Annotated in this window: 16 protein-coding genes and 3 pseudogenes; 6 read left to right on the top strand and 13 right to left on the bottom strand. The window is 64.7% G+C overall.

Annotated elements, in window-relative coordinates; all coding sequences use genetic code 11:
• The 3 genes and pseudogenes from EHS19_RS08570 to EHS19_RS08560 form a co-directional block, all read left to right on the top strand.
• Positions 1 to 116, top strand: a pseudogene (locus EHS19_RS08570) (GTP pyrophosphokinase family protein); the annotation flags it as partial.
• Between the two features lie 97 nt (positions 117 to 213).
• On the top strand, positions 214 to 870 hold the full coding sequence (locus EHS19_RS08565; RefSeq protein ID WP_241677173.1) for a GNAT family N-acetyltransferase: 657 nt from the start codon (positions 214 to 216) through the stop codon (positions 868 to 870).
• A gap of 209 nt (positions 871 to 1,079) precedes the next feature.
• Positions 1,080 to 3,188 (top strand): GmrSD restriction endonuclease domain-containing protein, encoded by a 2,109-nt coding sequence (locus tag EHS19_RS08560; RefSeq protein ID WP_151917342.1) that lies wholly within the window; start codon positions 1,080 to 1,082, stop codon positions 3,186 to 3,188.
• 158 nt (positions 3,189 to 3,346) lie between these two features.
• Here the strand turns inward: EHS19_RS08560 and acnA are convergent, their stop codons facing one another.
• The 10 genes and pseudogenes from acnA to EHS19_RS08515 form a co-directional block, all read right to left on the bottom strand.
• Positions 3,347 to 6,046, bottom strand: coding sequence for an aconitate hydratase AcnA (gene acnA, locus EHS19_RS08555; RefSeq protein WP_151917341.1), 2,700 nt, complete (start codon positions 6,044 to 6,046; stop codon positions 3,347 to 3,349).
• Between the two features lie 77 nt (positions 6,047 to 6,123).
• Positions 6,124 to 8,664, bottom strand: a complete 2,541-nt coding sequence (locus tag EHS19_RS08550) for an HAD-IC family P-type ATPase (RefSeq protein ID WP_151917340.1) — start codon at positions 8,662 to 8,664, stop codon at positions 6,124 to 6,126.
• Positions 8,665 to 8,769: 105 nt separating this feature from the next.
• Complete coding sequence (locus EHS19_RS08545; protein WP_151917339.1) at positions 8,770 to 9,480, bottom strand: type 1 periplasmic-binding domain-containing protein; 711 nt, start codon at positions 9,478 to 9,480, stop codon at positions 8,770 to 8,772.
• 46 nt (positions 9,481 to 9,526) lie between these two features.
• Positions 9,527 to 10,171, bottom strand: a pseudogene (locus tag EHS19_RS11770) (class I SAM-dependent RNA methyltransferase); the annotation flags it as partial.
• 77 nt (positions 10,172 to 10,248) lie between these two features.
• Positions 10,249 to 10,846, bottom strand: a pseudogene (locus EHS19_RS11765) (TRAM domain-containing protein); the annotation flags it as partial.
• Positions 10,836 to 11,639, bottom strand: coding sequence for a DUF3159 domain-containing protein (locus EHS19_RS08535; RefSeq protein ID WP_151917337.1), 804 nt, complete (start codon positions 11,637 to 11,639; stop codon positions 10,836 to 10,838). The gene EHS19_RS08535 and the pseudogene EHS19_RS11765, both read right to left, overlap by 11 nt.
• Positions 11,640 to 11,695: 56 nt before the next feature.
• The gene (locus EHS19_RS08530; RefSeq protein ID WP_151917336.1) at positions 11,696 to 12,583 is read right to left on the bottom strand and encodes a DUF3710 domain-containing protein; all 888 of its coding nucleotides are present in this window, start codon (positions 12,581 to 12,583) and stop codon (positions 11,696 to 11,698) included.
• A gap of 187 nt (positions 12,584 to 12,770) precedes the next feature.
• Positions 12,771 to 13,628, bottom strand: a complete 858-nt coding sequence (locus EHS19_RS08525; protein WP_151917335.1) for an exodeoxyribonuclease III — start codon at positions 13,626 to 13,628, stop codon at positions 12,771 to 12,773.
• 55 nt (positions 13,629 to 13,683) lie between these two features.
• Positions 13,684 to 15,051: an MFS transporter gene (locus tag EHS19_RS08520; RefSeq protein WP_151917334.1), complete on the bottom strand. Its 1,368-nt coding sequence runs from the start codon at positions 15,049 to 15,051 to the stop codon at positions 13,684 to 13,686.
• Positions 15,052 to 15,228: 177 nt separating this feature from the next.
• Positions 15,229 to 16,398, bottom strand: a complete 1,170-nt coding sequence (locus EHS19_RS08515; protein ID WP_151917333.1) for a tyrosine recombinase XerC — start codon at positions 16,396 to 16,398, stop codon at positions 15,229 to 15,231.
• Positions 16,399 to 16,533: 135 nt separating this feature from the next.
• On the opposite strand from EHS19_RS08515, the gene EHS19_RS08505 reads away from it, so the two are divergent.
• The 3 genes from EHS19_RS08505 (at position 16,534) to EHS19_RS08495 (ending at position 20,787) form a co-directional block, all read left to right on the top strand.
• A complete protein-coding gene (locus tag EHS19_RS08505) occupies positions 16,534 to 17,490 on the top strand; it encodes an ABC transporter ATP-binding protein (RefSeq protein ID WP_241677172.1) in 957 nt (318 codons plus the stop codon).
• Positions 17,487 to 20,441: an ABC transporter permease gene (locus EHS19_RS08500; RefSeq protein WP_151917330.1), complete on the top strand. Its 2,955-nt coding sequence runs from the start codon at positions 17,487 to 17,489 to the stop codon at positions 20,439 to 20,441. The genes EHS19_RS08505 and EHS19_RS08500 overlap by 4 nt, the downstream gene beginning before the upstream one ends.
• Before the next feature lie 94 nt (positions 20,442 to 20,535).
• On the top strand, positions 20,536 to 20,787 hold the full coding sequence (locus tag EHS19_RS08495; RefSeq protein ID WP_151917329.1) for a DUF6725 family protein: 252 nt from the start codon (positions 20,536 to 20,538) through the stop codon (positions 20,785 to 20,787).
• Between the two features lie 79 nt (positions 20,788 to 20,866).
• On the opposite strand, the gene EHS19_RS08490 is transcribed toward EHS19_RS08495, so the two are convergent.
• From EHS19_RS08490 to EHS19_RS08480, 3 genes are read right to left on the bottom strand one after another with little or no spacing between them, the layout of a single operon-like run.
• The gene (locus EHS19_RS08490) at positions 20,867 to 22,027 is read right to left on the bottom strand and encodes a prephenate dehydrogenase (RefSeq protein WP_151917328.1); all 1,161 of its coding nucleotides are present in this window, start codon (positions 22,025 to 22,027) and stop codon (positions 20,867 to 20,869) included.
• Between the two features lie 23 nt (positions 22,028 to 22,050).
• Complete coding sequence (locus EHS19_RS08485; protein WP_338325047.1) at positions 22,051 to 23,292, bottom strand: prephenate dehydratase; 1,242 nt, start codon at positions 23,290 to 23,292, stop codon at positions 22,051 to 22,053.
• Positions 23,285 to 23,791: an alcohol dehydrogenase gene (locus EHS19_RS08480; protein ID WP_241677171.1), complete on the bottom strand. Its 507-nt coding sequence runs from the start codon at positions 23,789 to 23,791 to the stop codon at positions 23,285 to 23,287. Before EHS19_RS08480 ends, EHS19_RS08485 begins: the two co-directional genes overlap by 8 nt.
• Positions 23,792 to 23,891 lie beyond the last annotated feature (100 nt).

The raw sequence follows: 23,891 nt of genomic DNA, 5'->3' as shown, positions 1-23,891 counted from the left end.
CCGAACACTCCCAGACCCTCCTCGACTGCGCCAGATCACTCCAGAACATCGAAGTCCAAATGCAGAACATCCACCGCGACATCAACGGCGCACCACGCGCCGAAGACACCCCCAAAGCCGACCGACAGACACCTGCACAACCAACACGCCAACAAAAAACAACACACAATTCGACCCACGACATGCCCCTTGGCATAAGGCATAATGAAACACATGCAGGAAATTGAGTATGAGACCGCAACGATTCGCCCTTTGCAGCGAGACGACCACCCCGCACTGATCGATCTGGTGCGACGAACTTGGTATGCCGACTTCAGCGAGCGCATCGGCATGCTCGCGGCCGAGGCCGACTGGGAGAACTGTCTGGCCCGAACCACCAACGCCTATGTCGCAGTGGTGGATGGCAAACCGGTCGCGCTGATTCTGGGCCGCATCGACTCGCGTGAGACCCGGAACCGGTGCAATGCGCATGCCCGCAGGTATCTCCGTCTTCTGGGCGGACTCATGCGCTCCCGTGAAGGTCTGCGTGCAGCCCATGAAATAGTGGGCGTTCTTGCCTTGGATCGGATGCTGCGCAGTCGGGCTTCGCGGTCCGGCCATGACTATGCCGCCGAAGTGGTGCTCTTCGCGCTCTCGCCCGAAGCCCGAGGGCACGGCTTGGGCAAGCGCATGTTCCTCAGGATGCTCGACGATTTCCGCAGGAGCGGCATGACGAAGTACTTCCTGTTCACGGACACCTCCTGCAATGTGGGCTTCTACGCCCATCATGGGCTCGAGCGGATCGCATCCATCGATCTGGACGCATCCCGATACCATCATGGCGACATGTCCTTCTATCTCTATGAGGGCGCGGTTCCCGAGCACGACTGACGCTGCGGGACCGCACGCGCCACGAAGCGCTCCACAACACAAACCGCAGCGCCTGCATACGCGCGGATACCGCCCCTGCGTTTGCCGTCTTGCGCTGGTAAGCTGAACTGCGGAACCGATCGCATGCGGACTGCGGGTGCGGTATCCATCGGCACATGCATGTAAGCGGCTCCGGCAATCGACGGCGAAGGGGCGGACAGGGGGATCATATGGCCATCAACGCACGGGAACTGCCACTGGGAAAGGTGTTCACACCGGATTTCCGTTTCACGGTGCCCTCCTTCCAGCGGGCGTATATCTGGAAGTCCGAGAACATTCTCCAACTGGTCAGTGATCTGCATGACGCCTCGAAAACGCCGCAGACCCCGTATTTCCTCGGCTCGTTGATCCTGGTCCGCCACAGTGACAACCGCTATGATGTCATCGACGGGCAGCAGCGGCTGGTATCCCTATCCATCATCATCGCCGTGCTGCGCGATCTGGAGCAGGACGCCGACCTGATGCACCAGCTCGACGCGCTGCTGGTGGAACCCGGCGACAAGCTGCGCGGCATCATCAGCGAACCACGACTCACATTGCGCGAACGCGACGCGTCATTCTTCCGGGAACATGTGCAGGAGGACAACCTCGAATCCGTGTTCGACATGGACAACGACGATCTGGCCACCGCCGCGCAACGCAATATGGTGACGAACATCCGGAATGTGTACGACGAGATATCCACGTGGGGCATGTCCGCACGGCAGCAGTTCGCCCAATACCTCGTCAATCAGGTCACCCTGGTCATCGTCACGACCGACAATCTTGATGGCGCCCATCGCATCTTCGACGTGATGAACATGCGGGGATTGCCGCTCACGCCGTCCGACGTCTTCAAGGCACGAGCCACATCCGGGCTCAGCGACGCGGAGCTTGACGCCTATACCGAACGCTGGGACGACATCATCGACCCGATCAGCGACGACCCGCATGAGAGCGACGAGTTCTTTTCCTACCTGTATCTCATCCTCGCCCATCAGCCGAATACCGGCAGACTCATCGAGGATTTCCTCGACAATGTGCTCAAGCCCCATATCGACAACGGCACGGTGGCCTCGTTCATCAACACCGTGCTCGCCCCGTATGCGATGGCGTGGCGCATCATCTCCAAACCCAACGAGACGATACTGCCCAACGAAATCCGGTATCGCCTCGAAGGGCTGAACGACTACCGCAACCATGAGTGGAAGCCCGTAGCCATGTGGGCGCTGGTCAACTCGTATCGTCAGCTGGGCAATCCCGATTGCCCGCCGTTCGCGCAGCGTGGCTCGCGAAACGTCAAGACATCGACGTCGCTCGCCGCATTGGAACCCCACGACGAACGCCGTCTTTCGGAGATCCTGTCGGCTCTTGAACGCGTGACCGGAATCCGTACGCTGATCCGGACCGACGTCACAGACAGACGCGGATATGCGAACGCCACCATCCGCGATCTCGACAAAGGATATCCGGTCGAACGGTGCAACGGTCTGAAAGTCCGCGACAACGACCAGGAGAACGCCGTGGTGCGCCTGCAAGGGGAACTGCAATCAGACAATGCGTTGGTTCGCCTGCTGCTCATCCGCGCCAATGAGCAGAAAGCGCAATCCCACCTTGATAGGCCGCGCAAATGCAGCGCACTGCCCATCATGCCGGTGAACATCGAACATTCGAAATCGTTCAGTGACTGGTCACCCGAACAGCATGACCATTGGCTGTATCGACTGGGCAATCTGGCACTGGTCCAAGGCACCGAAGAACAGCTGGACAAGTTCAGCGAGTTCGCCGCACGCCGTGACCGCATGCTCCTGCGCTCGGATTCACGACGTTTTCCTTTGACCAATGAGCTGAAGGATTACAACGACTGCACGCCCTCGCTGCTTGGAAAACGGCAGACGGAGACGGTACGCCTGATCATGGAGTATTGGAGCATCCGGTACGACCGCAACAACAACGATCTCACCATGCAAGGCATCGATCAGCTCGCGCAGTCGCCGACGGCGCACGCAGCACGCAGCTCGAAACGTGTGACCATCCGTCAGGTGATTCAGGCCGGACTGTTGGTGCCCGGCGAACGGCTGGTCTGGGAGCGGCCGCGCAAGGGCGAACGCTGGTATGCCACGGTGACGGAGAACGGACGGTTCCGCTTGGATGACGGCTCGGAATACCCGACGCCCACCGCGGCCGCCCGTGCCGCTGCGGGAGGCCGTCGCAGCGGCGGGCTTGAAGTATGGAAACGTACATCCAACGGTCAGAAGATCAGTGACATCTGGAGGCAATGCCGTCAGCAGATCCAATGATCCTTATACTCCACTGGAGCCGGCATCGACCGGTGACGCGCCGCCGAGTACCCCCACGCTGAGCACGCCCGACACACATGTCAGATGTCTCTCACCGCATGAACGCAGGACGGTCGGAGGCATGTCCCCGACCGTCCTGTTGCATTACTTCTGTTGCATTACTTCATGAGGTTGCGCAGCACGTACTGGAGGATGCCGCCATTGCGGTAGTAATCAGCCTCGCCGGGGGTGTCGATGCGCACGACCGCGTCGAATTCGGTCGTGGAGCCATCCGTATGCGTGGCAGTGACGTGCACGGTCTTCGGCGTCGTGCCGGAGTTGAGCTTCTCCACCCCATCGATGTCGTAGGTCTCGGTGCCATCAAGCCCCAGCGACTTGTAGGATTCGCCTTCAGGGAACTGCAGGGGCAGCACGCCCATGCCGATGAGGTTGGAGCGGTGAATGCGTTCGAAGCTCTCGGTGATCACGGCTTTGACGCCGAGCATCAACGTGCCCTTGGCGGCCCAGTCGCGCGAGGAGCCGGTGCCGTATTCCTTACCGGCCAACACCACAAGCGGCGTGCCTTGAGCCTTGTAGTTCAGCGACGCATCGAAGATGGTGGACGGCTTGCCGGTCGTGAAGTCGTAGGTGAAACCGCCCGGGGTGACCTCCTCGCCCACAGAGGCGAGCAGCTGATTGCGCAGACGGATGTTGCCGAACGTGCCGCGCACCATCACCTCGTGGTTGCCTCGACGGGAACCGTAGGAGTTGAAGTTCTTCGGTTCGACGCCGCGGTCGGTGAGATACTTGCCGGCAGGGCTGGACGCCTTGAACGCACCGGCCGGGGAGATGTGGTCGGTGGTCACGGAGTCGCCGAGCAGTGCGAGCACGCGGGCACCGTGGATGTCCTCGACCGGGTCCGGCACGGCCTTCATGCCGTCGAAGAAGGTCTGCTTGCGCACATAGGTGGACTTCGGGTCCCATTGGAACAGCTCGCCTTCGGGCACATCGAGGCCCTTCCAGCGGCGGTCACCGTCGAACACGGAGGCGTAGTCCTTGAGGAACATCTCGCGGCTGACCGTGCCGTTCACCACGGCGGCCACCTCGTCGTTGGTCGGCCAGATGTCCTTGAGATAGACGTCATTGCCGTCCTTGTCGACGCCGAGCGGCTGGGTGGCGAAGTCGAAGTCCATCGTGCCGGCGAGCGCGTAGGCGATCACGAGCGGCGGCGAGGCGAGGTAGTTCATCTTGACGTCCGGACTGATGCGTCCCTCGAAGTTGCGGTTGCCCGAGAGCACTGCGGTGACGGTCAGGTCATTGGCGTTGATGGCCTCGGAGATCTCGGGCAGCAGCGGGCCGGAGTTGCCGATGCAGGTGGCGCAGCCGAAGCCGACGAGCTCGTAGCCGAGCGCGTCGAGGTCGTCCTGCAGTCCGGCGGCCTTGAGATAGTCGGCCACCACCTGGGAACCGGGGGCGAGCGACGTCTTGACCCACGGCTTGGGGCTCAGGCCCTTCGCATGCGCATTGCGGGCGATCAGGCCGGCGGCCACCATGACGGACGGGTTGGAGGTGTTGGTGCAGGAGGTGATCGAGGCGATGGCCACGTCGCCGTTGGTGATGTCGAAATCACCACGGAAGTCGGTGGAGACGGCGATCGGCTCGTGGGCGGTCTTCTCGGTCTCGTACGCGGGCAGCGTGTCCTCGAACGTGGACTTGGCCGTGGCGAGCGTGATGCGGTCCTGCGGGCGCTTCGGGCCGGCGATGGACGGCACCACGGTGCCAAGGTCCAGCTCCATGTATTCGGAGTACTTCGGTTCGACGTAATCCGGATCGTTGGCGTCGCCCCACAGCTTGTTGGCCTTGGCGTACGCCTCGACGAGCGCGACCTGCTCGTCCGAGCGGCCGGTCAGGCGCAAGTAGTCGAGCGTGACGTCGTCGATCGGGAAGATGCCACAGGTGGAGCCGAACTCCGGGCTCATGTTGCCGATGGTGGCGCGGTTCGCCAGCGGCACGGAGGCGATGCCCTCGCCGTAGAACTCCACGAACTTGCCGACCACGCCGTGCTTGCGCAGCATGTCGGTGATGGTCAGCACCACATCGGTGGCGGTGACGCCCTCAGGGATGGAGCCGGTGAGCTTGAAGCCCACCACGCGCGGCACGAGCATGGAGATGGGCTGGCCGAGCATGGCGGCCTCGGCCTCGATGCCGCCCACGCCCCAGCCGAGCACGCCGAGGCCGTTTTCGGTGGTGGTGTGCGAGTCGGTGCCGACGCAGGAGTCGAGGTAGGCGAGCTGGCGGCCGCGCTCCCCCGCCTTCGTCATGACGACCTTGGCCAGGTATTCGATGTTGACCTGATGGATGATGCCGGTTCCCGGCGGCACGACGCGGAAGTTACGGAACGCCTGCTGCCCCCAGCGCAGGAACTGGTAGCGTTCGCCGTTGCGCTGGTATTCGATGTCCATGTTCTGCTCGACCGCGTCGGCGATGCCGTACTTGTCGATCTGCACGGAGTGGTCGATGACCATGTCCGACTGGACCTGCGGGTTGATGACCTCCGGATCGCCGCCGAGGTCCTTGACCGCATCGCGCATGGTTGCGAGGTCCACAATGCACGGCACGCCGGTGAAGTCCTGCATGACCACGCGGCTCGGGGTGAACTGGATCTCGTGGCAGGGCTGCGCGGCCGGGTCCCAGTCGAGCAGCGCACGCACATGATCATCGGTGATGTTGGCACCGTCGATGTTGCGTACGAGGTTCTCGACCAGCACCTTCAACGAATACGGCAGATGGTCGATGCCGGGCAGATCGGCGATCGAATAATAGTCATAGTCCCTGCCGCCCACGCTGAGCGTGGACAGCTGGTCGTCTCGTACGGACATGTTCCCTCCGGATGTGCAAACGACAAATGAAGATATCGTCTCCGATTATCCGCCGACCACGCTACCGGATTGTTTCCTCACCTCTGGCGTGTCGGCTTGCTATGTGAGATAATCCGCGACACCGCGGCGATGATCACATGGCACGCCACGAAGATCACCGCCGACAGCAGCAGCGCCACCACCGTCGCCAGCAGTTCACGGCCAGTGGGCACCTGCAAAGCGAAGAACCGGGCGACGAACGGGATCAGCATGCCGATGACGCCGGCCGACGCGAAGAACGCAACCAGCACGCCACGCCACGAATTGAGCGGATACGCCACCCGCGCCAGCACAAACACGCCCAGAATGAACACGATGATCGCATTGGTGGCGCGCAGCGACGCCAGATCAGCCGCATCCGACACATCCCAGCCCATGATGTCGGGCAGAATCCACGACGACAACAGCACCGACAACGCCACGGCGACGCCGCCAGGCAGCGCGAATCGGACGACCCTCGACAGGAATCCCGGAATGTAGCGCCGCGTATTGGGAGCGAGCGCCAGAATGAACGCCGGCGCACCGATCGTGAGCCCGCCGATGTATGTGATGTGGCGCGGCAGGTATGGGAACGGGATGGCGGTGAGCACCACGCCGAGCGAGATCAGCGCCGAATACACCGTCTTGACAAGGAACAGGCTGGCGACGCGCTCCATGTTCGCCATGACCTGACGTCCGCGCGCGACCACGTCGGGCAGATGGCTGAACTTCGAGTCGACGAGCACGACCTGCGCCACGGCCTTGGTCGCCGGCGCGGCATTGCCCATGGCGATGCCCAGATCGGCCTCCTTGATCGCCAGCGCGTCATTGACGCCGTCGCCGGTCATCGCGACGACATGATCGGCGACATGCAGCGCCTGCACGATGGCCTTCTTCTGTTCGGGAAGCACACGGCCAAGCACGTCGACGCCCTCCAGCACACGGGCCAGTTCGTCGACATCGTCGGGCAGCGTTCTGGCATCCATCGCGACGGGACGGCGGTCGCCGGTGAGGCGCACCTTGGCCGCGATGGCACCGACGGTGACCGGATTGTCGCCTGAGATGATGCGGCATCGCACACCCTGATCGCGAAACCATGCGAGCGTCCTCTCCGCATCGGCACGGATGCGTTCCGAGCACAGCACCAACGCCACCGGGCGCGCATGCGAATCCAACGTCGGCTCGTCGACATCCGCTGTCGGAGTTCGCGCCGCCGCCCGCGCCACCATGAGCACACGATTGCCATCGTTCGCATACGCGTTCACCACGCGCAGCGTGTGCGCATAGTCCCCGTCGAATGCGGCGAGCAGCACCTCGGGCGCGCCCATATACCAGCGCCCGCCATTGGAATCCGTGATCGCGCTCCACTTGCGCGCCGACGAGAACGGCACGCGCTGCACCACGACCCCGGCGGACAGCCCGGCATCAGCCAGTGCGGCCAATATCGCCTGACCGGTGCCGTTCGGCTGCTCCTCGTCGGCGAGATCATACAATGCCTGACGCACGGCATCGCGCAGGGCGGCGTCACCATCGGCCGCGAGCGCGCCATCGGCGGCATTGCCATCGGCGGCATCATCTGCAACGACCTCACCGGCGTCATCCAGCATCACCAGCCGGGAGAACGCGATGCCGCCGTCGGTGATCGTACCGGTCTTGTCAAGATTGAGGCAGTCCACCCGAGCCAGCGTCTCCACCGACTCCAGTTCCTGGACCAGCGTGTCGTGCCTTGCCAGACGCATCGCCGCTACGGCGAAGTTCAGCGAGGTGAGCAGCACCAGACCTTCGGGAATCATGCCGACCACGCCGGCCACCGCGGACACGACCGCGCCACGCCACGCGCCGGTGGATATCGCGTATGACCATCCGCCGACCGTGCCGATCTGCGACCAGATGAGCAGCGCGCACAACGGCACGACAAGGAACGTCATGAACTTGAGAATCGTGTTGATGCCCCGGCTCAGATCGGACACGGTCTTCTTGTAGACCTTCGCCTGCGCGGTGAGCGTCGCCGCGTACCCATGCTCGCCGACCGCACTGACCTGGACGAGCGCCATGCCGGAGACGGCTGTCGAGCCGGAATACACCTGATCGCCGTCCTTTTTGCGCACGGTGCGCGACTCGCCGGTCAGCATCGACTCGTCCAGCTCCAGCCCGTATGCGGTGACGACGACGGCATCGGCGGGCACCTGGTCGCCCGCGCGAATCCACAGCAGGTCGTCGAGCACGATGTCGTCGTGACGAACCGTCACATCCCTGCCGTCGCGATGGACCATGTAGTCGGCGGCGACCAGAATCGACAGCTTGTCAAGAGTGTGCTTGGCCTTGAGCTCGGTGACGATGCCGATGCCCGTGTTGATGATGATGACGAATCCGAAGACCGCGTCCCGCCATGAGCCGGTGAGCAGTACGAGCACCATGGCCGCGAGGATGATGCCGTTGAACAGCGTGAACACGTTGGCTCGGACGATGTCGACCACCGAGCGCGACGTGGACGTGGTCACCCGGTTCACCTGGCCGGCCTCGACGCGGCGGCTCACCTCGGCGGACGACAATCCGGGCAGATCGACGTGCGGCATGGACTGGGCATTCGATTCACTCATGGCTTCAGCCTACACCGAGAACACCCACCCGAGGGACTGCGATGCGTCTGTCACGTTTCCCACGTGCCGTGTTCGCGGCTCGCCGAGGTTGGCACTCGCCGCGTCCTACTTGTCGAGATCCACGGTGACGCGCCGCTTGTGCGGCCTGTCGTTGACGAGATCGAAGACGACGTCGTCAAGCGCGCCCGATGCCGGGGTCCGCTCGGCTGCGGCGCTCTGGTCATGCGAATCATGCGAATCACGCGTGCCGGAGGCGTTCGCGGCGATGTCCACGACCGCCGCATACCAAGTATCGTCGGCCGGCGTCGATCGCGGCTCGACCAGCGCGACCGGAATGCCCGCGTCACGCGCCTTGACCAGCGCATCGCGCCAACCGGTCTGTGAATCGCCCATATCCGCCCGACAGATCATGATCAGGCTCACGCCACGAGTCGTGAAATCCTCAACCGACGCGACCGCGCCGTTCACGCCGCCGCCATCGGAGCCGCCCGCATCGCCGGTTGCCTCGGCGTCACCCGTCTCGCCGCCGGCTGCCTCGCCGCCGCCCGGCACGACGCTTGGCGACGCGTAGACGGCGGCGATTCCATCGCGCGACAGCGCATCGATGACGGCGACGTCGGCGACGCGATCGCGAGATCCGACCACGCCAACGACGATATCGGACAGATCGGCGCCATCATGGCCGATTGCGGGAACCGCGTCCGTCGTGTCGCCCACCGCACGACCGGCGGGCGCGCATGATGCGAGCGTACCCAGCAGCGTGCACGCGACGGCAGTGACGGCAAGGAACCGCCGGCCGGCCGCGCGCGCACGCAATCCGCCTTCATGCGAACGGCGGCAATGGCGGCAAGCCGGCGAATGATCAGCGCCGGAACAGGGCGACGGTTTCGACATGATGGGTCATCGGATAGATGTCGAAGGCGTGGATGTCGATCAGGCGATATCCGAGCGAGACGAGCGTGGCCGCGTCGCGCGCCAGGCTCGCCGGATCGCAGGCGACGTAGATGACGCTGCGCGCACGGGACTCGGCGATCTGCCGGCACACCTTGCCTCGGGCGCCGGCGCGCGGCGGGTCGAGCAGCACCAGATCAGGCTGCGACAGATGCGCGGGAACGTGGGTGAGCATCGTGGAGACGTCGCCGCACCGGGCATCGACGTCGCCCAGATCGAGATGACGAAGGTTGCGCTTCGCGTTGGCGACCGCGCTTCTACCACCCTCTATGCTGAGCATTCTGGTGCGCGGCGCGGTCAGCGTCGCCAGCGGCAGCGCGAACAGGCCGGAACCGGAATACAGATCCCATACGCAGGCGGATTGGACGCCGTCGAGCTCGCGTCGGGCGAGGTCGAGAACGTGGCCGGCGAGCACCGCCGGAGCCTTGCGATGCATCTGCCAGAAACCGTTCGCATCAACGACGTATTCGAACCGCGTTCCGTCGATGGTGACGCTTTCCATGAGCCGGGAGGAGCCTGCGTTGACGCGGCCGTCGACCAGCACGGCATAGTTGTCGCCGACCTGCGAGCGCAGCGTCTGTGCATCGCCGCCATCCGCGCGCCGTTCAACCGAATCGGTGTCGGAGCCATCGTCGCCATGCGGTTCGGGCACGGACAGTCGAATCTGGGATCCCGGCTCGAATCCGCCATCCCAGATCTGCTCATGGTCGGCCACGGCGAGCAGCGCGCGCGAAGCAAGCGGCATGGTCGTCAGAGGCACGCGGATATGCGTACCCCGACGCCGCATCGACGGTCGGCCGTCGTCGTCGGCGATCATTTCGATGCGGGTGCGCCAATGCAGCCCGCCCAGCGACTCGTCGCCCTCCATGCGATCGACCGGAACCACCGCGTCGATATGACCGATGCGGCTGAGCTGCTCCGAAATGGTGATGGCCTTCCATCGCAGCTGACCGGCAAGCGAAACGTGCACGAGATCGGCTCCGCCGACGCCGCCACCCATCGCGAGCGGTCCGGCAAGCGGCCATGCCGGGGCGACGCGATCCTCGCTGGCTTCGAGAACCTCGACGACCTCGCCGGTCCAGAACCGGTCGTCGCGATCATGCGGCTCGTCAAGCGTGATGCGCACCAGCTCTCCGGGAAGCGCGAATCGCACGAAAACGACGCGACCGTCGATATGGGCTATGCAACGCCCCTGATCGGCGTAGCGTTCGATGCGGACCTCAGCGTCCATGATGGTGTTCGATTTCCTTTCCCGTGTTGCCTGTGCCCGTGTTGTCGGCTGTGGTATCGTGCCCGTTCGTCGCGCTCCCCGCCTTGTCCCCGTGCGACGAAGCGCCTGCCGCGAGCGCCTTGTGCCGGTGCAGCGGCGTGGCGATGATCAGATACGACACCCAGATCGCCAGCGCCCAGAACGGAATACCCATGAGCAGTCGCGCGGTGCCGAGCAGCGCCACATGATCGGTCAGGTAGAGCGGCACCTGCACGATGAGCCGCAGCGCGAACACGCCGACCCATAGCCAGGTGACGAGCATATAGGCGCGTTTGAGCGGCCGATCGTCCATCCAGCCGTGGAACCATGCGCGGAATCGCTCGGTCGGCATGGAGCGGATGAATTCGACCACGAGTCCCAGTCCCGGCACGCGGACGATCAGCGAGATGGCAAGCAGCACCATGTACACGGCGTTGGTGATGAATCCGAACATGTAGTAGTTGCGCGCCTCGTGACTCTTCCATGCCCAGATCAGACAGATGCCGACCGCGATCAGTCCGCTCAGCGCCCCCATGACCGACTGGCGCTGCACGAGGCGCACCACCACCTGCACGACCGCGAGCGCGGCCGAGACGGCGATGGTCAGGTTGAGGTTGCTGGTGGCAACGAACAGGACGACGAATACCAGTCCGGGAAGCATCGATTCGATGACACCGCGGGGCCCGCCTATCGCCTCGATGATGGAGAAGTCCTCGTCCGCGGCGGCGGCAAGGGATGCCATGCCGCTTCGGCGCTGCTGCCTGTGCTCAGTCATGTATGGAAATCCTGCTTCGATATGGGGGTCAGCGAACGATGCGCGAATGATGAAGGTCAGCGAACCTCGGAGAACATCGGTCCGCGCGAGAGCGTGGTCTTGACCTCGGTCTGCTGATCGGAGTCGAACGGGCCGTTCGGACGGTCCGGGATGTCCTTGAGATGCTCCTTGCCGTTCGCCTCGTCCGCCGCGTCGCCTTCGGCGTTCGTCTCGCCGTTCGCCGCCCTGCGCTCGGCAGGGCTTACCGGCGGATGCATCGGGATGAGGTCACGCGGCGCGAGCGGCTCCTCGCCGCGTTCGACCACGATGTCAGCGAAATACCCGTTGAGCGCCTTGGTTTCGGCGTGGTCGGGATCGGATGCCGCATTGCCGGAGAAGATGCCGCGCAGCATCCAGCGGGGGCCGTCGACGCCGACGATGCGCGTGTTGACGACGCGACCGCCCTTGACGACGACCGGCAGGTTGAGCTCCATGCCGAACACGCCCGGCTTCACCTCGGCGCGTTCGTTGCCGGAGAGCAGGTCCTCGCGCACGTCGTCCCACAGGCCCATCGACTTGGGGGCCGCGAACGCCTCGATCTCCAGGCTGGACCCGCCGTAGGTGATGGTCGAGCCGAGAATGTCGTGCGTGGCGCGATTCGCCTTGATGCGCAGTTCGATGCCGCGCATGAACGGCAGATAGTAGGCGCCCAGATCGAGGTAGTCGTCGTAGTCGGGCACATCGTCGTCGGCGGTGTCCCACGGGCCGTATTCCTCGCCGCGCCGATCATAGGCGCTGACCGCCTGATCGGGGTGCGCGGGACCGCTTTGCTCGTCGTCCTCCGCGGAATCCTCATTGTCCGCGGTGCTCTGCGCGCTCTTGAGAGCCTCGTCGCTCTCGGCGTTCTCGGCGCGTTCGGCCTCCTCGCGCTGGCGCTTCTTCCTGCCGAATCCAAACAGTCCCATTGATGTCCTCATTTCATATGTATCTCATATGTTGGGTGCAATATGTCGCGTGCAACCTCGACTAGCGTATCACCTTGGCTTGCGATCGGCTGGATGCCCGATTCGCCGCGTCGCAACCGTGTCACAGCCGCGTCGCCACATCGACACAGCCGCGTCGCCGCCATATCGCCGCCTCGTCGCCGCCCCGTCACACGTCGTAGTTGATGCTCAACGGCGCATGATCGGACCAGCGGGCATCGTAGGAAGGCGCCTTGTCGATGACGAAGCCGCGCGCGGTCTCGGCCAGCTCCGGCGTGGCGAACTGGTAGTCAATGCGCCAGCCGACGTTGTTGTCGAAGGCGCGGCCACGCTGACTCCACCACGTATAGGGGCCCTGGATGTCGCCGGCGAGCTCGCGCATCACGTCGACGAACTCGTATTCGTCGATCCAGCGGTCCACATAGGCGCGTTCCGCGGGGAGGAATCCGGCATGCGTCTCGTTGGCCTTCGCGTTTTTGATGTCGAGCGGCGTGTGCGCGATGTTGAAATCCCCGCACAACACTGCCTGACGCCCGCCGTGGGCCGCCTCGTCGCGCAGTTCGCCCATGCGTGTGAGCATGGCGTCGAGGAAGCGGTACTTCTGGCTCATCTTCTCGGAGTCGTCGGCGTTGCCCGCGTGCACGTACACGCATGCGACGGTGAGCTCATAGCCCTGTGGCGTGCGGATGTCCGATTCGATCCAACGACCGGAGTCGACGTCCTCATCGAGCCCGGCAAGGCCGTATCGCGTGGCGGTGACCGGCAGATCGGTCAGCAGGGCCACGCCGGCGCGCCCCTTGACGCGGCACACCTCGTTGGCGGCGTGAAGATCGGCCTCGTCGCCGATCACCGCCGCATCGACGTATTCGGAGGCGATCTCATGAATGATCGGGTCGAGCTCGTTCTGCGGCGCGCGCACCTCCTGCATGCACCAGACCTCCGGCGCATTGCGCCCGGCCCATGTCTCAATGCCCTTGCGGCGGGCCGCCCGAATGCCGTTCACGTTCGATGTGGTGATCGTAATCATGGTGTCGAGCCTAGCAGCGGGACGCTACGGCACAATGTCCTCTCCAACGTGGACGCTAGAGCACGGCTTCGGACCAATGATCCGGCTTCGGTATGCCGCGCAATGCAGGCAGGAGCAGCACCATCGCAAGACACAGCAGCAATATGGTCTCGTAGATGATCGCCAACGCGGTGAAGCCAAGCCGATCGATGATCCAGCCATCCAGAGCCGGGCTCAACGCCGCAAGCACGGAGCACGGCACGCCGACGCACGTATACATGCGACCCTGCATGCGATCAGGCGTCCTCGCGAATATGAATCCCAGCGCGGAAGCCTCGGCGAGCGGTGTGAACAGACCGACCGCGCACAACGCCGCGACCAGCAGAGGATAGGCCGACGAAGCGATCAACGGCGCGAATCCGATGATCGACACCGCCAATACCAGCATCAGGATCCGCCCTGTGGCGAGGCGACCGACGAGTCGATTCGCCAACAGCGCTCCGACGAGGCCCGCCACGGCAGCGAACGCGTTCACCAGTCCGATGAGCGTCGAATCCGTATGAACCCCGACCAGATGAAGCTGGATACCGTACTGAAGACCCACGCCGGCCAGATTGAACAGCATGAACAGCAGCGTCATCGCGGGAACGGTACGACACGAGAAGAAGAAACGCCATCCTTCGCGGAAATCATCGAAGAAGGCACCTCGCCCGGCCGCCTTGCCATTGTCTGCATCGCCGTTTCCACTGCCGTTGGCGTCGTCAGCGGATTCGGCCTTGTCGCTCGCGGATGCGTTGGCGTCCTCCGCGCCTTCCGCACCCACGCGAGCATCCTCGGACTTCTGCTCCCTCGACGGCAGACGGAACGCGCATCCCGCACCCAGCAGACATATCACGCCGGCGACGAGATACGGCACCCACGGCGCAATACCGTAGAGCGCGCCTCCCAGAGGACCACCAACGATCTCCACCGTCGAATCGCGACCCTGGTTCACGGTCTTCGCCTTGGCGAAATCCCTGTCGTCCACGATGGACCGCATCATCGCGTCGGTGGCCTGCCCGAACAGCGACGACACCGTCGTCATGATCACCATGGCGAGCGCGTACATGACGAAGGTCAGTCTGCCGGCAAGCAATGTGGCGACCACGAACAGACCATATGCCGACTGCACGCCGAGATTGACGCCGATCATAAGCCTGCGCGAATGCCGGTCCACCACCGTGCCGCCGAATGCGGAAAGCGCGAGCCCGTAGATCTGCATAGCAGCCGTGAAGGCTCCGGCCACGGACAGCGAGCCGCACAGCGCGTAGACGAGCAGCGCACTGGCGACCGCGCGCAACGCCGCGCCGGAAGCCACGGCCGTATCGGCGGTGAACCACGTCAGATACCGCGAGCTGCGCCAATAGGGCCTTCCGGCGACGCTGCCGTTGGAATGCGCGAACATTATGTTGCCCCCCCGCAACCAGTATGGGCTGCGTAGCACCGATCATCACACCGCTATGATCGTCACGAATCATTATAGGCGTTGTATGGCCGTGAAGACGCCTCGCGCAGACATTGCTCCGTCGGAATAATCACGAAGAACAATCGCGATACGACGGTAGTCAGGGGGAATATGAGATCAGGCGCGGGGGAAGGCCTGCTCGTAGCGGGCCTTGAGCTGCCCGATGGAGACGTGGGTGTAGCGCTGCGTGGTGGCGAGCGAGGAATGGCCGAGCATCTCCTGGACCTCGCGCAGATCGGCGCCGCCGTCGAGCATGTGCGTGGCGGCGCTGTGTCGCAGCGCATGCGGGGAGATGTCCGGCACGCCGGCACGTTCGGCCTCGCGGTGGACGATCGTGCACGCCATTGCCGTTGCGAGACGCGCACCATATACGCCAAGGAACAGTGCGCGACGAGCGTCGGCATGCCGCTGCGGCTCGAACGTGGCGCGATGCATGCGCGCCGCGCGGGCCATCAGCACCGGGCGCCCCTCGTCGATCCACGCCTCAAGCGCGCGGGCGGCGGGCGCGCCGAATGGAACCACACGCTGCTTGTTGCCCTTGCCGGTCACCTTGAGCGTACGATTCGAGAAATCAATGTCGGTGACATCGAGCCCCACCAACTCGCCGACGCGAATCCCGGTGGCGTACAGCGTCTCGACGATCGCCGCATCGCGCAACGCCTGGGCGCGGTCGCCGGAATCGGGGCGAGGGTTGGCATCACGCCGCCGCGGCGAAGCGGCTGATCGCGACGTCCCGACATCGGCCGTCGCATCGGCCGTCGCATCGACCGCTGCCGCTCCTGCCGCCGAATCAGCCGCCGAATCAGCTATCGCCGCATCAGCTGCCGCATCAGCAGACAGCGACTCCGCAGACGCCACATCAGCAGGCAGCGCGGATGAGCCGACCAGCCCAGCTCGCGCATCGGCGCTCTCCATCATCGCCGCCGCCTGCCGCTCGGTAAGCACGGCCGGCAGCACGGCCGGCAGCTTCGGCGCGACCAGCGCGTTCGCGGGATCGGCATCGACGATGCCGTGGTCGTACGCCCACGCGAAGAATCCGCGCACCGCCACGATGCGACGGGCTCGGGTGGAGCGCGCGCGACCGTTCGCGTCGAACGCCGTCCAATCGCGCAGATCATCGATCGTCACATCGCGAAGGGAGCGGATGCCGCTGCGGTCGAGCCATCCCAGACAGTCGCCGACATCGCGGCGATACGCCTTGAGCGTATTGGGGCTCAGTCCCCGATTCACCTTGAGAAAGCGCACAAAGGCATCGCAATCGTCATCGAACCACGCCTGCCGCCCCATGCCGCCTCCCTGCTGACTGCCCAGTTGAATGCCATTGTTGATTGCCATCTGCCGATAGACTAGGCATATCACAAGGCATATCACGACCGCATATCACAAGGAATGTCATGACTGGCGGAATGCGATGAGGGAGGCATGATGGTGGACGAGTGGGATGAAACAGACAGCACAGCTGCGAGCGGCGCGGCAGCGGAACGCGCGGCAGCGGGCAAGGCGGCAGAAAAGGCGGCGATAAGCGACACAGCGGCGAACGCCAACGCAGCAAACGCCGATCAGGCAAACGGCGACGCAACGAACGCCAACGCAGCAAACGCCAACGCAGCGAACGCCGACGTGGTGGCGAGCGCCAGCGACCTGACGAAGATCTACGGCGACGCGAAGGACCACGACTCGCAGGTGGTCGCGCTCGACCATGTGAACGTCGATTTTCTGCGCGGGCAGATGACCGCGATCATGGGGCCGTCCGGCTCCGGCAAGTCCACGCTCATGCATTGCATGGCCGGGCTGGACCGACCCACATCGGGCACGGTCGTCGTCGAGGGTCTTGAGGTCTCCGCGATGAACCAGCGTCAGCTCACCAAACTGCGCCGCGAGCAGATCGGATTCATCTTCCAGTCGTTCAATCTGGTGCCCACGCTGTCGGCCGAGGAGAACATCCTGCTGCCGCTGCAGATCGCGAAACGGCCGATCGACCGCGATTGGTTCGACAAGGTGGTCGAGGTGACCGGTCTGCGCTCGCGGCTCGGGCATCGTCCGAGTCAGCTGTCGGGCGGCCAGCAGCAGCGCGTGGCGTGCGCTAGGGCGATCATGGCCCGGCCGAGCGTGATCTTCGCCGACGAACCGACCGGCAACCTCGATTCGCATTCCAGCCGCGAGGTGCTCGGTTTTCTCAAGGATTCGGTGCGCGACTACGGGCAGACGATCGTGATGGTGACGCATGATCCCAGGGCCGCATCCTACGCGGATCGCGTGCTCGTGCTGGCCGACGGCCGCATCACGCGCGATCTGCGCAATCCCTCCTATGACGAGATCCTTGCGGTGTTCGCCGACGAGGGTGAGGAGGATGCCGAGTCCGAGGAGCGTGCGGCATGATCCGCATCGGTCTGCGCGACGCACGCGCGCATCTGGGCCGTTTTGTCATGTCGATCATCGCGATCGCGCTCGGCGTGTCCTTTGTGGTCGGCTCGTTCTGCTTCCGCGCGATGATGAGCGATCAGGTCGATCAGATGATGGGCTCGAACTCGGACGGAGACGTCTACGTGCGCGGCAGCGACGAGCGCAGAGGCGCGGACTCCTCGGTCGCGTCGATGCAGTCCGCCACGTCGAGCGACGAGAAGTCCTACAACCGCATCGACGTCGATCTGACCGAACGCATCGCCAATGTGCCTGGCGTCGAATCGGCGGCCGTGGTCTACTCGGTGTCCGGCATCGTGCTGGTCGGCTCGGACGGCAACGCCGCGTCCACGATGGGCGGCGCGACCGTCGCACTGGGGCTTGAGGACGGCACATGGCGATCCGCGAAGCTGACCGCGGGTCGCTGGTCGCGCGGCAAGGGCGAGATCGCGTTGCACTCCTTCGCCGCCGAAAAGGCCGGGCTGAGCGTCGGCGAGAAGACGAAGCTCGTCTACCCGGATGGCGCGACGGACGTCACCGTGGTCGGCATATTCGACACCGCGTCCACGCAGGCGGGCGCGATCGTCGTCGGCCTGAACCCGAAGGTCGCGCGCGACTACTTCCAGCAGCAGTCGGGCGAGATGGGCACCACCCGGTACATCCGCGTCTACGGTTCGGCGAACGGCGGTGCGGCGCTGAGCGAGGCGCAGCAGCGCACGCTCGCCGCGCGCGTCGACAAGGCGCTTCCCGCCGACGCGCATGCCCACGCGGTGACCGGGCAGAGCATCCGTGACGACAACGCGAAGTCCACGAAGGAGGCGCTCGGCTTCATCCAGCCGCTTATTCTGATCTTCGCCGTGATCGCGCTGTTCGTCGGCTCGTTCATCATCGCGAACACGTTCTCGATGATCGTGCGCGAGTCGATGCGCGGCTACGCGCTGCTGCGTTCGGTGGGCGCCTCGCCGGCGCAGGTGTTCTCCACGGTGATCATCCAGGCGATCGTATTGGGGCTGATCGGCTCGGTGGGCGGCATCGCGCTGGGCTGGGGCATGGTCCGCGCGATCGCCGCCGGCATGTCATCGCTTGGCATGCCGCTGAGCGGTGCGGCCGACCCCAAGCCGTCCGACATGCTGGTCGGGCTGCTCGTCGGCGTCGTCGTCACGCTGGTGGGTGCGGCGCTGCCGGCGCGTCGAGCGGCTTTGGCACCGCCCATTCAGGCGATGAACGAGACGACGAATCCGGAGCGCCCGGTGCGGCTGCGCGGCGTCGTCGGCGCGCTGATGATCGTGCTCGGCGCCTGCTCGTGGGCGTTGTGCATGCGCATCGCGAAGGCCGATGATGCCGGCGAGGCCGTGTTCGGCTGGCAGTGGGCCGACCGGCTGGCGCAGGCCGCCGGTACGGGTTGGACGCTGGGCGCGGGCGCGGCGCTCGTGGTCGTCGGCGTGATCGTGCTGGCTCCGGCGCTGGTCACGCCGACGAGCGTGGTGCTGGGTTGGATTCCGACGCACGTGTTCACTGTGACCGGCCGTCTTGCCACGCGCAATATGACGCGCGGCAAGCGTCGCACGGCGAACACGGCGGCCGCGCTGTTCGTCGGCGTGGCGATCGTCAGCTGTCTGTCGGTGGTCGCCTCGTCGGCGAAGGCTTCGGTCGCGGGCATCGTCGATTCGGGGTTGAAATCCGATTTTTCGGCGATGTCGGTGTCGGACGGCCGCATTCCCGATGATGCGATCACGGCGATCCGCAAGGTGAGCGGCGTCTCGTCGGTGTCGCAAAGCCGCATGATGGTCGGTGTGACGTTTGGCGACGGCGATGCGGCGGCGAGTGCGATGACGTTCGCGGAGCAGCCGTCGTTGTTCACCAGCGTGTTCGCTCCGGTGTCGAAATCAGGGGATGCGAACAGGGCGCTGCGCGAAGGCGAGCTCGTGGTCGGCAGCGAGGTGGCGAAACGCAACGGATGGAAGGTCGGCGATAGCATACGGGTCAACGGACGTCAGGTCGTGGTGGACGAGGATGCCACGGCCAGGGCGCAGGCCGACGTTCAGGCGCGAACGCAGACGCGCATCGCCGATCTTCAGGAGCAGGCCAGGCAGGCGATGCTCGCCGGTGACGCCGCGAAGGCCCAGGCGCTCACCCAGGAGGCGGTCAAGGTCGGCGAGGACGCGAAGAACATCGATCCGGCGACGCTGGTGAAGACGAAGAACGTCGACACACATGTGTCGATGCGCGTCGGCGCGATCATCGACAACTCGATCTACCGTTCCATGGTGCTCATGAACGACGATGCCGCGGCGAGGATCGCAAACGACTATACGATGTTCACGATCATGCTGTTCATCAATGCCGATCACGGTGCCGACAGCAGCGCCGGCAGCAGCGCCGGCTCCGACGATGCGACGGACACGACGGCGGACACGACGGCGGACACGACGGCGTTGAAGAAGCGCCTGATCGACGCGGTGAAACCCTATTATGTGGTCAACGTGCAGGATCGCGAGGAGTTCAAATCGACGATGAGCACGATGGTCGATCAGATTCTGATCATCCTCTATGCGCTGCTCGCCCTCTCGATCGTGATCGCGATCTTCGGCATCGTCAACACGCTGGCGCTGAGCGTGTCCGAGCGGACGCGTGAACTCGGTCTGCTGCGCGCGATCGGCACATCACGCGGGCAGATACGCGGCATGCTGGAGATCGAGGCGTCGCTCATCGCCGTGCTCGGCACGCTGCTCGGCGTGGCGACCGGAGGCATCGCCGGCGTGGTGATCCAGCGCGTGTATTCGACCAAGGGACTTGAAATGCTCGCCATACCGTGGCAGCAGCTCGGCGTGGCGCTGCTGGCCGCCATCGCGGTCGGTGTGATCGCCGCACTGCCACCGGCGCGTCGGGCGCTTCGCGTGCCGGTGCTCGACGCCATCGAGGTGGAGTAGCATCACCGGCCCATCTGTGGGATGATGGAACCAACGTCGCAGGGTCCGTCAACGAGCAGTTCAACGCAGAGCCACAGCCACCGAAGGAGACATCATGCCCATACCCAATGAGATTCCCGCCCACGCGCGCATCGTCGTACGCGTGTCCGAAGGAGTCGATCCGATCGATCATCGGATGAAGTACCGCGACTACGTCGGCCACGTCACCTCATGGGACGGTCACCGGCTGGAGATGACGCGCGATGCGGCGGCGAACGGCTCACGCCCGGAGCAGCGCGTCAGCATCGACGCGGACACCATCATCACACTCAAACCGGTGCCGGAACGCAACGTCACCAGACCGTAGCACACAGCCCACGATCACGATTCACAGCGGTCACGACTCAAAGCCGGTATTCGCAGCACAGCACGGCTGCGAATACCGGCTACATCGCGGAATAGACGCGCACCAGCGCAGTCGGCGCGTCGCCGGTATTCGACAAGCCGACGACATGCTCGCCGCGGCGGGCGCTTGCCAGCAGATCATCGCGCCAATGCAGCGGGCTGAGCGCGATAGCCGAATCAGCGGCGTTCGGCAACGCGTCATGCATGCCGTCCGCCGCGCGCAACGCCGCCTTGTAGTCGCGGAACGGCTGGCCGTCGGCGAAGAACCGCGCAATCACGTCCTCGTCCATGCAACTACCGCCATTGTCATCCGTTCCGTCGCCGTCGCCGCCGTCGCCGCCGTGCAGCGCATCGGCGACGGCGGTCAGGCGAGCCGCCATCGATCGCAGCAGCGACGCGACGTTGACCGCATCCTCCTCGACCATCGCACGGGTGCGGTCAGGGTCCGTCAACGCGACGCGCGTCATGTCACGCCAACTGCCCGCAGCCAGCGCGGCGGCGATGTTGCGATCGGGGTCGCCGGTCAGCTGATTGATCAGCGCCGTGGCGACGACGTGCGGCATATGCGAGATGAGCGCCGCGGCACGATCATGAACATCGTCGTTCAGCACGATGAGCCGGTCGCCCACACCATCGAGAATCATCGACGCGACGGCGACGAAACGGGCGAAATCAGTCGAATCATCCACGCTGACCGCCCACAGCGCGTCGTCATACAATGCGGGATCGGCGGCCGACCAGCCGGACAGTTCATTGCCGGCCATCGGATGTGCGCCCACATAGCAGTCCGCCAAGCCGGCCTCGACGACCTGTTCGCGAACCATGCCCTTGACGCTGCCGACATCGGTCAGCGTGGTCGCATCGCGGTCGATCACCGGCGCGAGGGCGGCCAGCATGCTCGGCATCGCCTTGAGCGGATTGCATAATACGATGACATCCGGCCGAGCCTGCGCCAACGATGCCAATGTCGGCATGCAGCGGATGCCGTCCGCGCGCGCCTGCGCATACGGATGATCCCGGTGATTCCAGGCGATCACGTCAACGCCGCGCGACACAAGCCGCCGCGCCAGCGAACCGCCGATCAGCCCCAGACCGACAATGCCGACGGTACGATTCGCGAAACAGGCGGAATCCACAAGATCGTTCCACTTTGCACGGCTCCCACCATCACCGCCGTCGCCATCCAATACGGATTTCAGCATATGCCCGCACTCCCCTTTCGCCTCTACCACAGCAGTTCCTGCCGCGCCGCAGCCGGCCATCGGCCGCCTTCCTGAGATGCGTCGCCGGTGCCATGGTTGCCCACGCGCACGCCGCCGCGCGGCAGCGACCAGTCGTACACCGGCGGATTCGGACGCTCCCTGCGCGGATAGACCGCCAGCGTCTTCACCCAATCGCCATGGTCGACGACCTCCTCGAGCACGGCGTGCAGCCGTGGCTGCCAGGGGGCGGCATCGATGGTGGCGATGAAGCTGTACGTGCCGGCATGGCCTTTGATCGGACGCGAGATGAAGCTCGTCATGTTGAGGCCGGCATCGCGAAGCACGTCCAACAGATTCGCGAGCACGCCGGGGCCGGTGCTCAGCGGGATGAACGCGATGATCGACTCATACTCCCCCGTGCCGTCGCGCAACGTGCCGCCGACAAGCCGTGCGACCTCGTAGCGTGGGGCCAGCAGCAGAAAATCGGTCTGCGAACCTGGATAGTCCTCGACCGCGGTGCCGACGCGCTCCAGCCCGTACAGATCACCGCAGATCGAGGGGCCGAGGCCGACCTGATCGGCATGCAGATCGCGGCAGGCCGCGCCATTCGACGATGCGGGAACGGCGCGCAGATGATGCTCCTGCGCGAAACGCCGGCATTGGGCGAGGCCGTGCGGGTGCGCGGTCACTGCCGTGCATGCGCTGAGTGATGTGCCGGGCCGGACGAATGCGTCGAACGATACGGTCACGCTGATGCGGGCCACGCCGACCGCATTGTCGGCATCGATGAGCGCGTCCAGATTGGGCACGACGTAGCCTTCAACGGTGTTCTCCCATGCGATCACGCCATACGAACCGCGCGACTGCGCGCGAGTCGGCTGGGTTGCGGCTGGCTGGTTTGCGGCTGGCAGCGCTGCGGTGTGATGTGCTGCGGTGTGATGTGCTGCGGTCGACTGGGGTGCGGTCGACTGGGGTGCAGCGGATGGTGATGGATTCGACTGCACGGCATCGAGAATGGCGCGTATGTCCGGCTCCGCGACCAGCGCCGCAGCCGCTCGCTTGATCTGCGGCGAATACGTTGGATTCGGCGTTGCCGTAGCCTTGCTGAGAATGGATTCCTGCATCAGCGACTGCATCGCCGCCTGATGCGTGAACGTGCCTTCCGGCCCCAGATAATGCACGGTCGGAACGGCTGTTGCAGTGCTGCTCGTGGTGGTGTTCGCGGTGTTGCTCGCCGGGTTCAGGGCATCGTTGCGATCAGCCACGGGGCAGCTCCCCTCGTTCGGGCTTGATGCCGCTCTGTGCGGCTGCCTTTGCAGCATTGGCCTTAGCCGTGTCGGCGGTGCGCACCGCGAACCACGAGGCCGGCATGAGCACGAACGCGACTTCAACGAGAATGATGCCGTACAGCCAGATGTATCCGGCGTGCTCGCTGAAGAACGGCACTTCGATGTTGAAGCCGGCTGGAGTGAGCACGTCGCCGCCGATCGGCATGGCCGCGATCAGCCAGGCGACGCCGGACGACGAGATCATGTGCAGCGCCGCACCGACGATCCCGCAACGCGCTCGCGCCGCCCACGTGGACAAAGAGAGAATGGCGAAGGCGAGCACTAGGCCATACGGGATGTTGTCGGGCGCGCCTAATCGGTGCGCGAACGTGCCGACCAGACCGCACCCGGCACCGGCCAGCAGCGAAATCAGGCCACGCACGACCGCATTGGTCCGATACGACCACGGCAGTCGGGAATTATCCATCGATGTCATGCACTCCAGTATAGGAGTATGCGCAGGTGGTATGCGGCTGCGACGTGCCTCACGTTTTTTGAGCGCGTAATGGTTAGTGGTGCCTCATTGGAATTGAGCG

This window comes from Bifidobacterium jacchi (genome assembly GCF_009078285.1).
In the GTDB taxonomy this organism is placed as follows: domain Bacteria; phylum Actinomycetota; class Actinomycetes; order Actinomycetales; family Bifidobacteriaceae; genus Bifidobacterium; species Bifidobacterium jacchi.
This window is presented reverse-complemented; position numbering and strand designations above follow the sequence as displayed.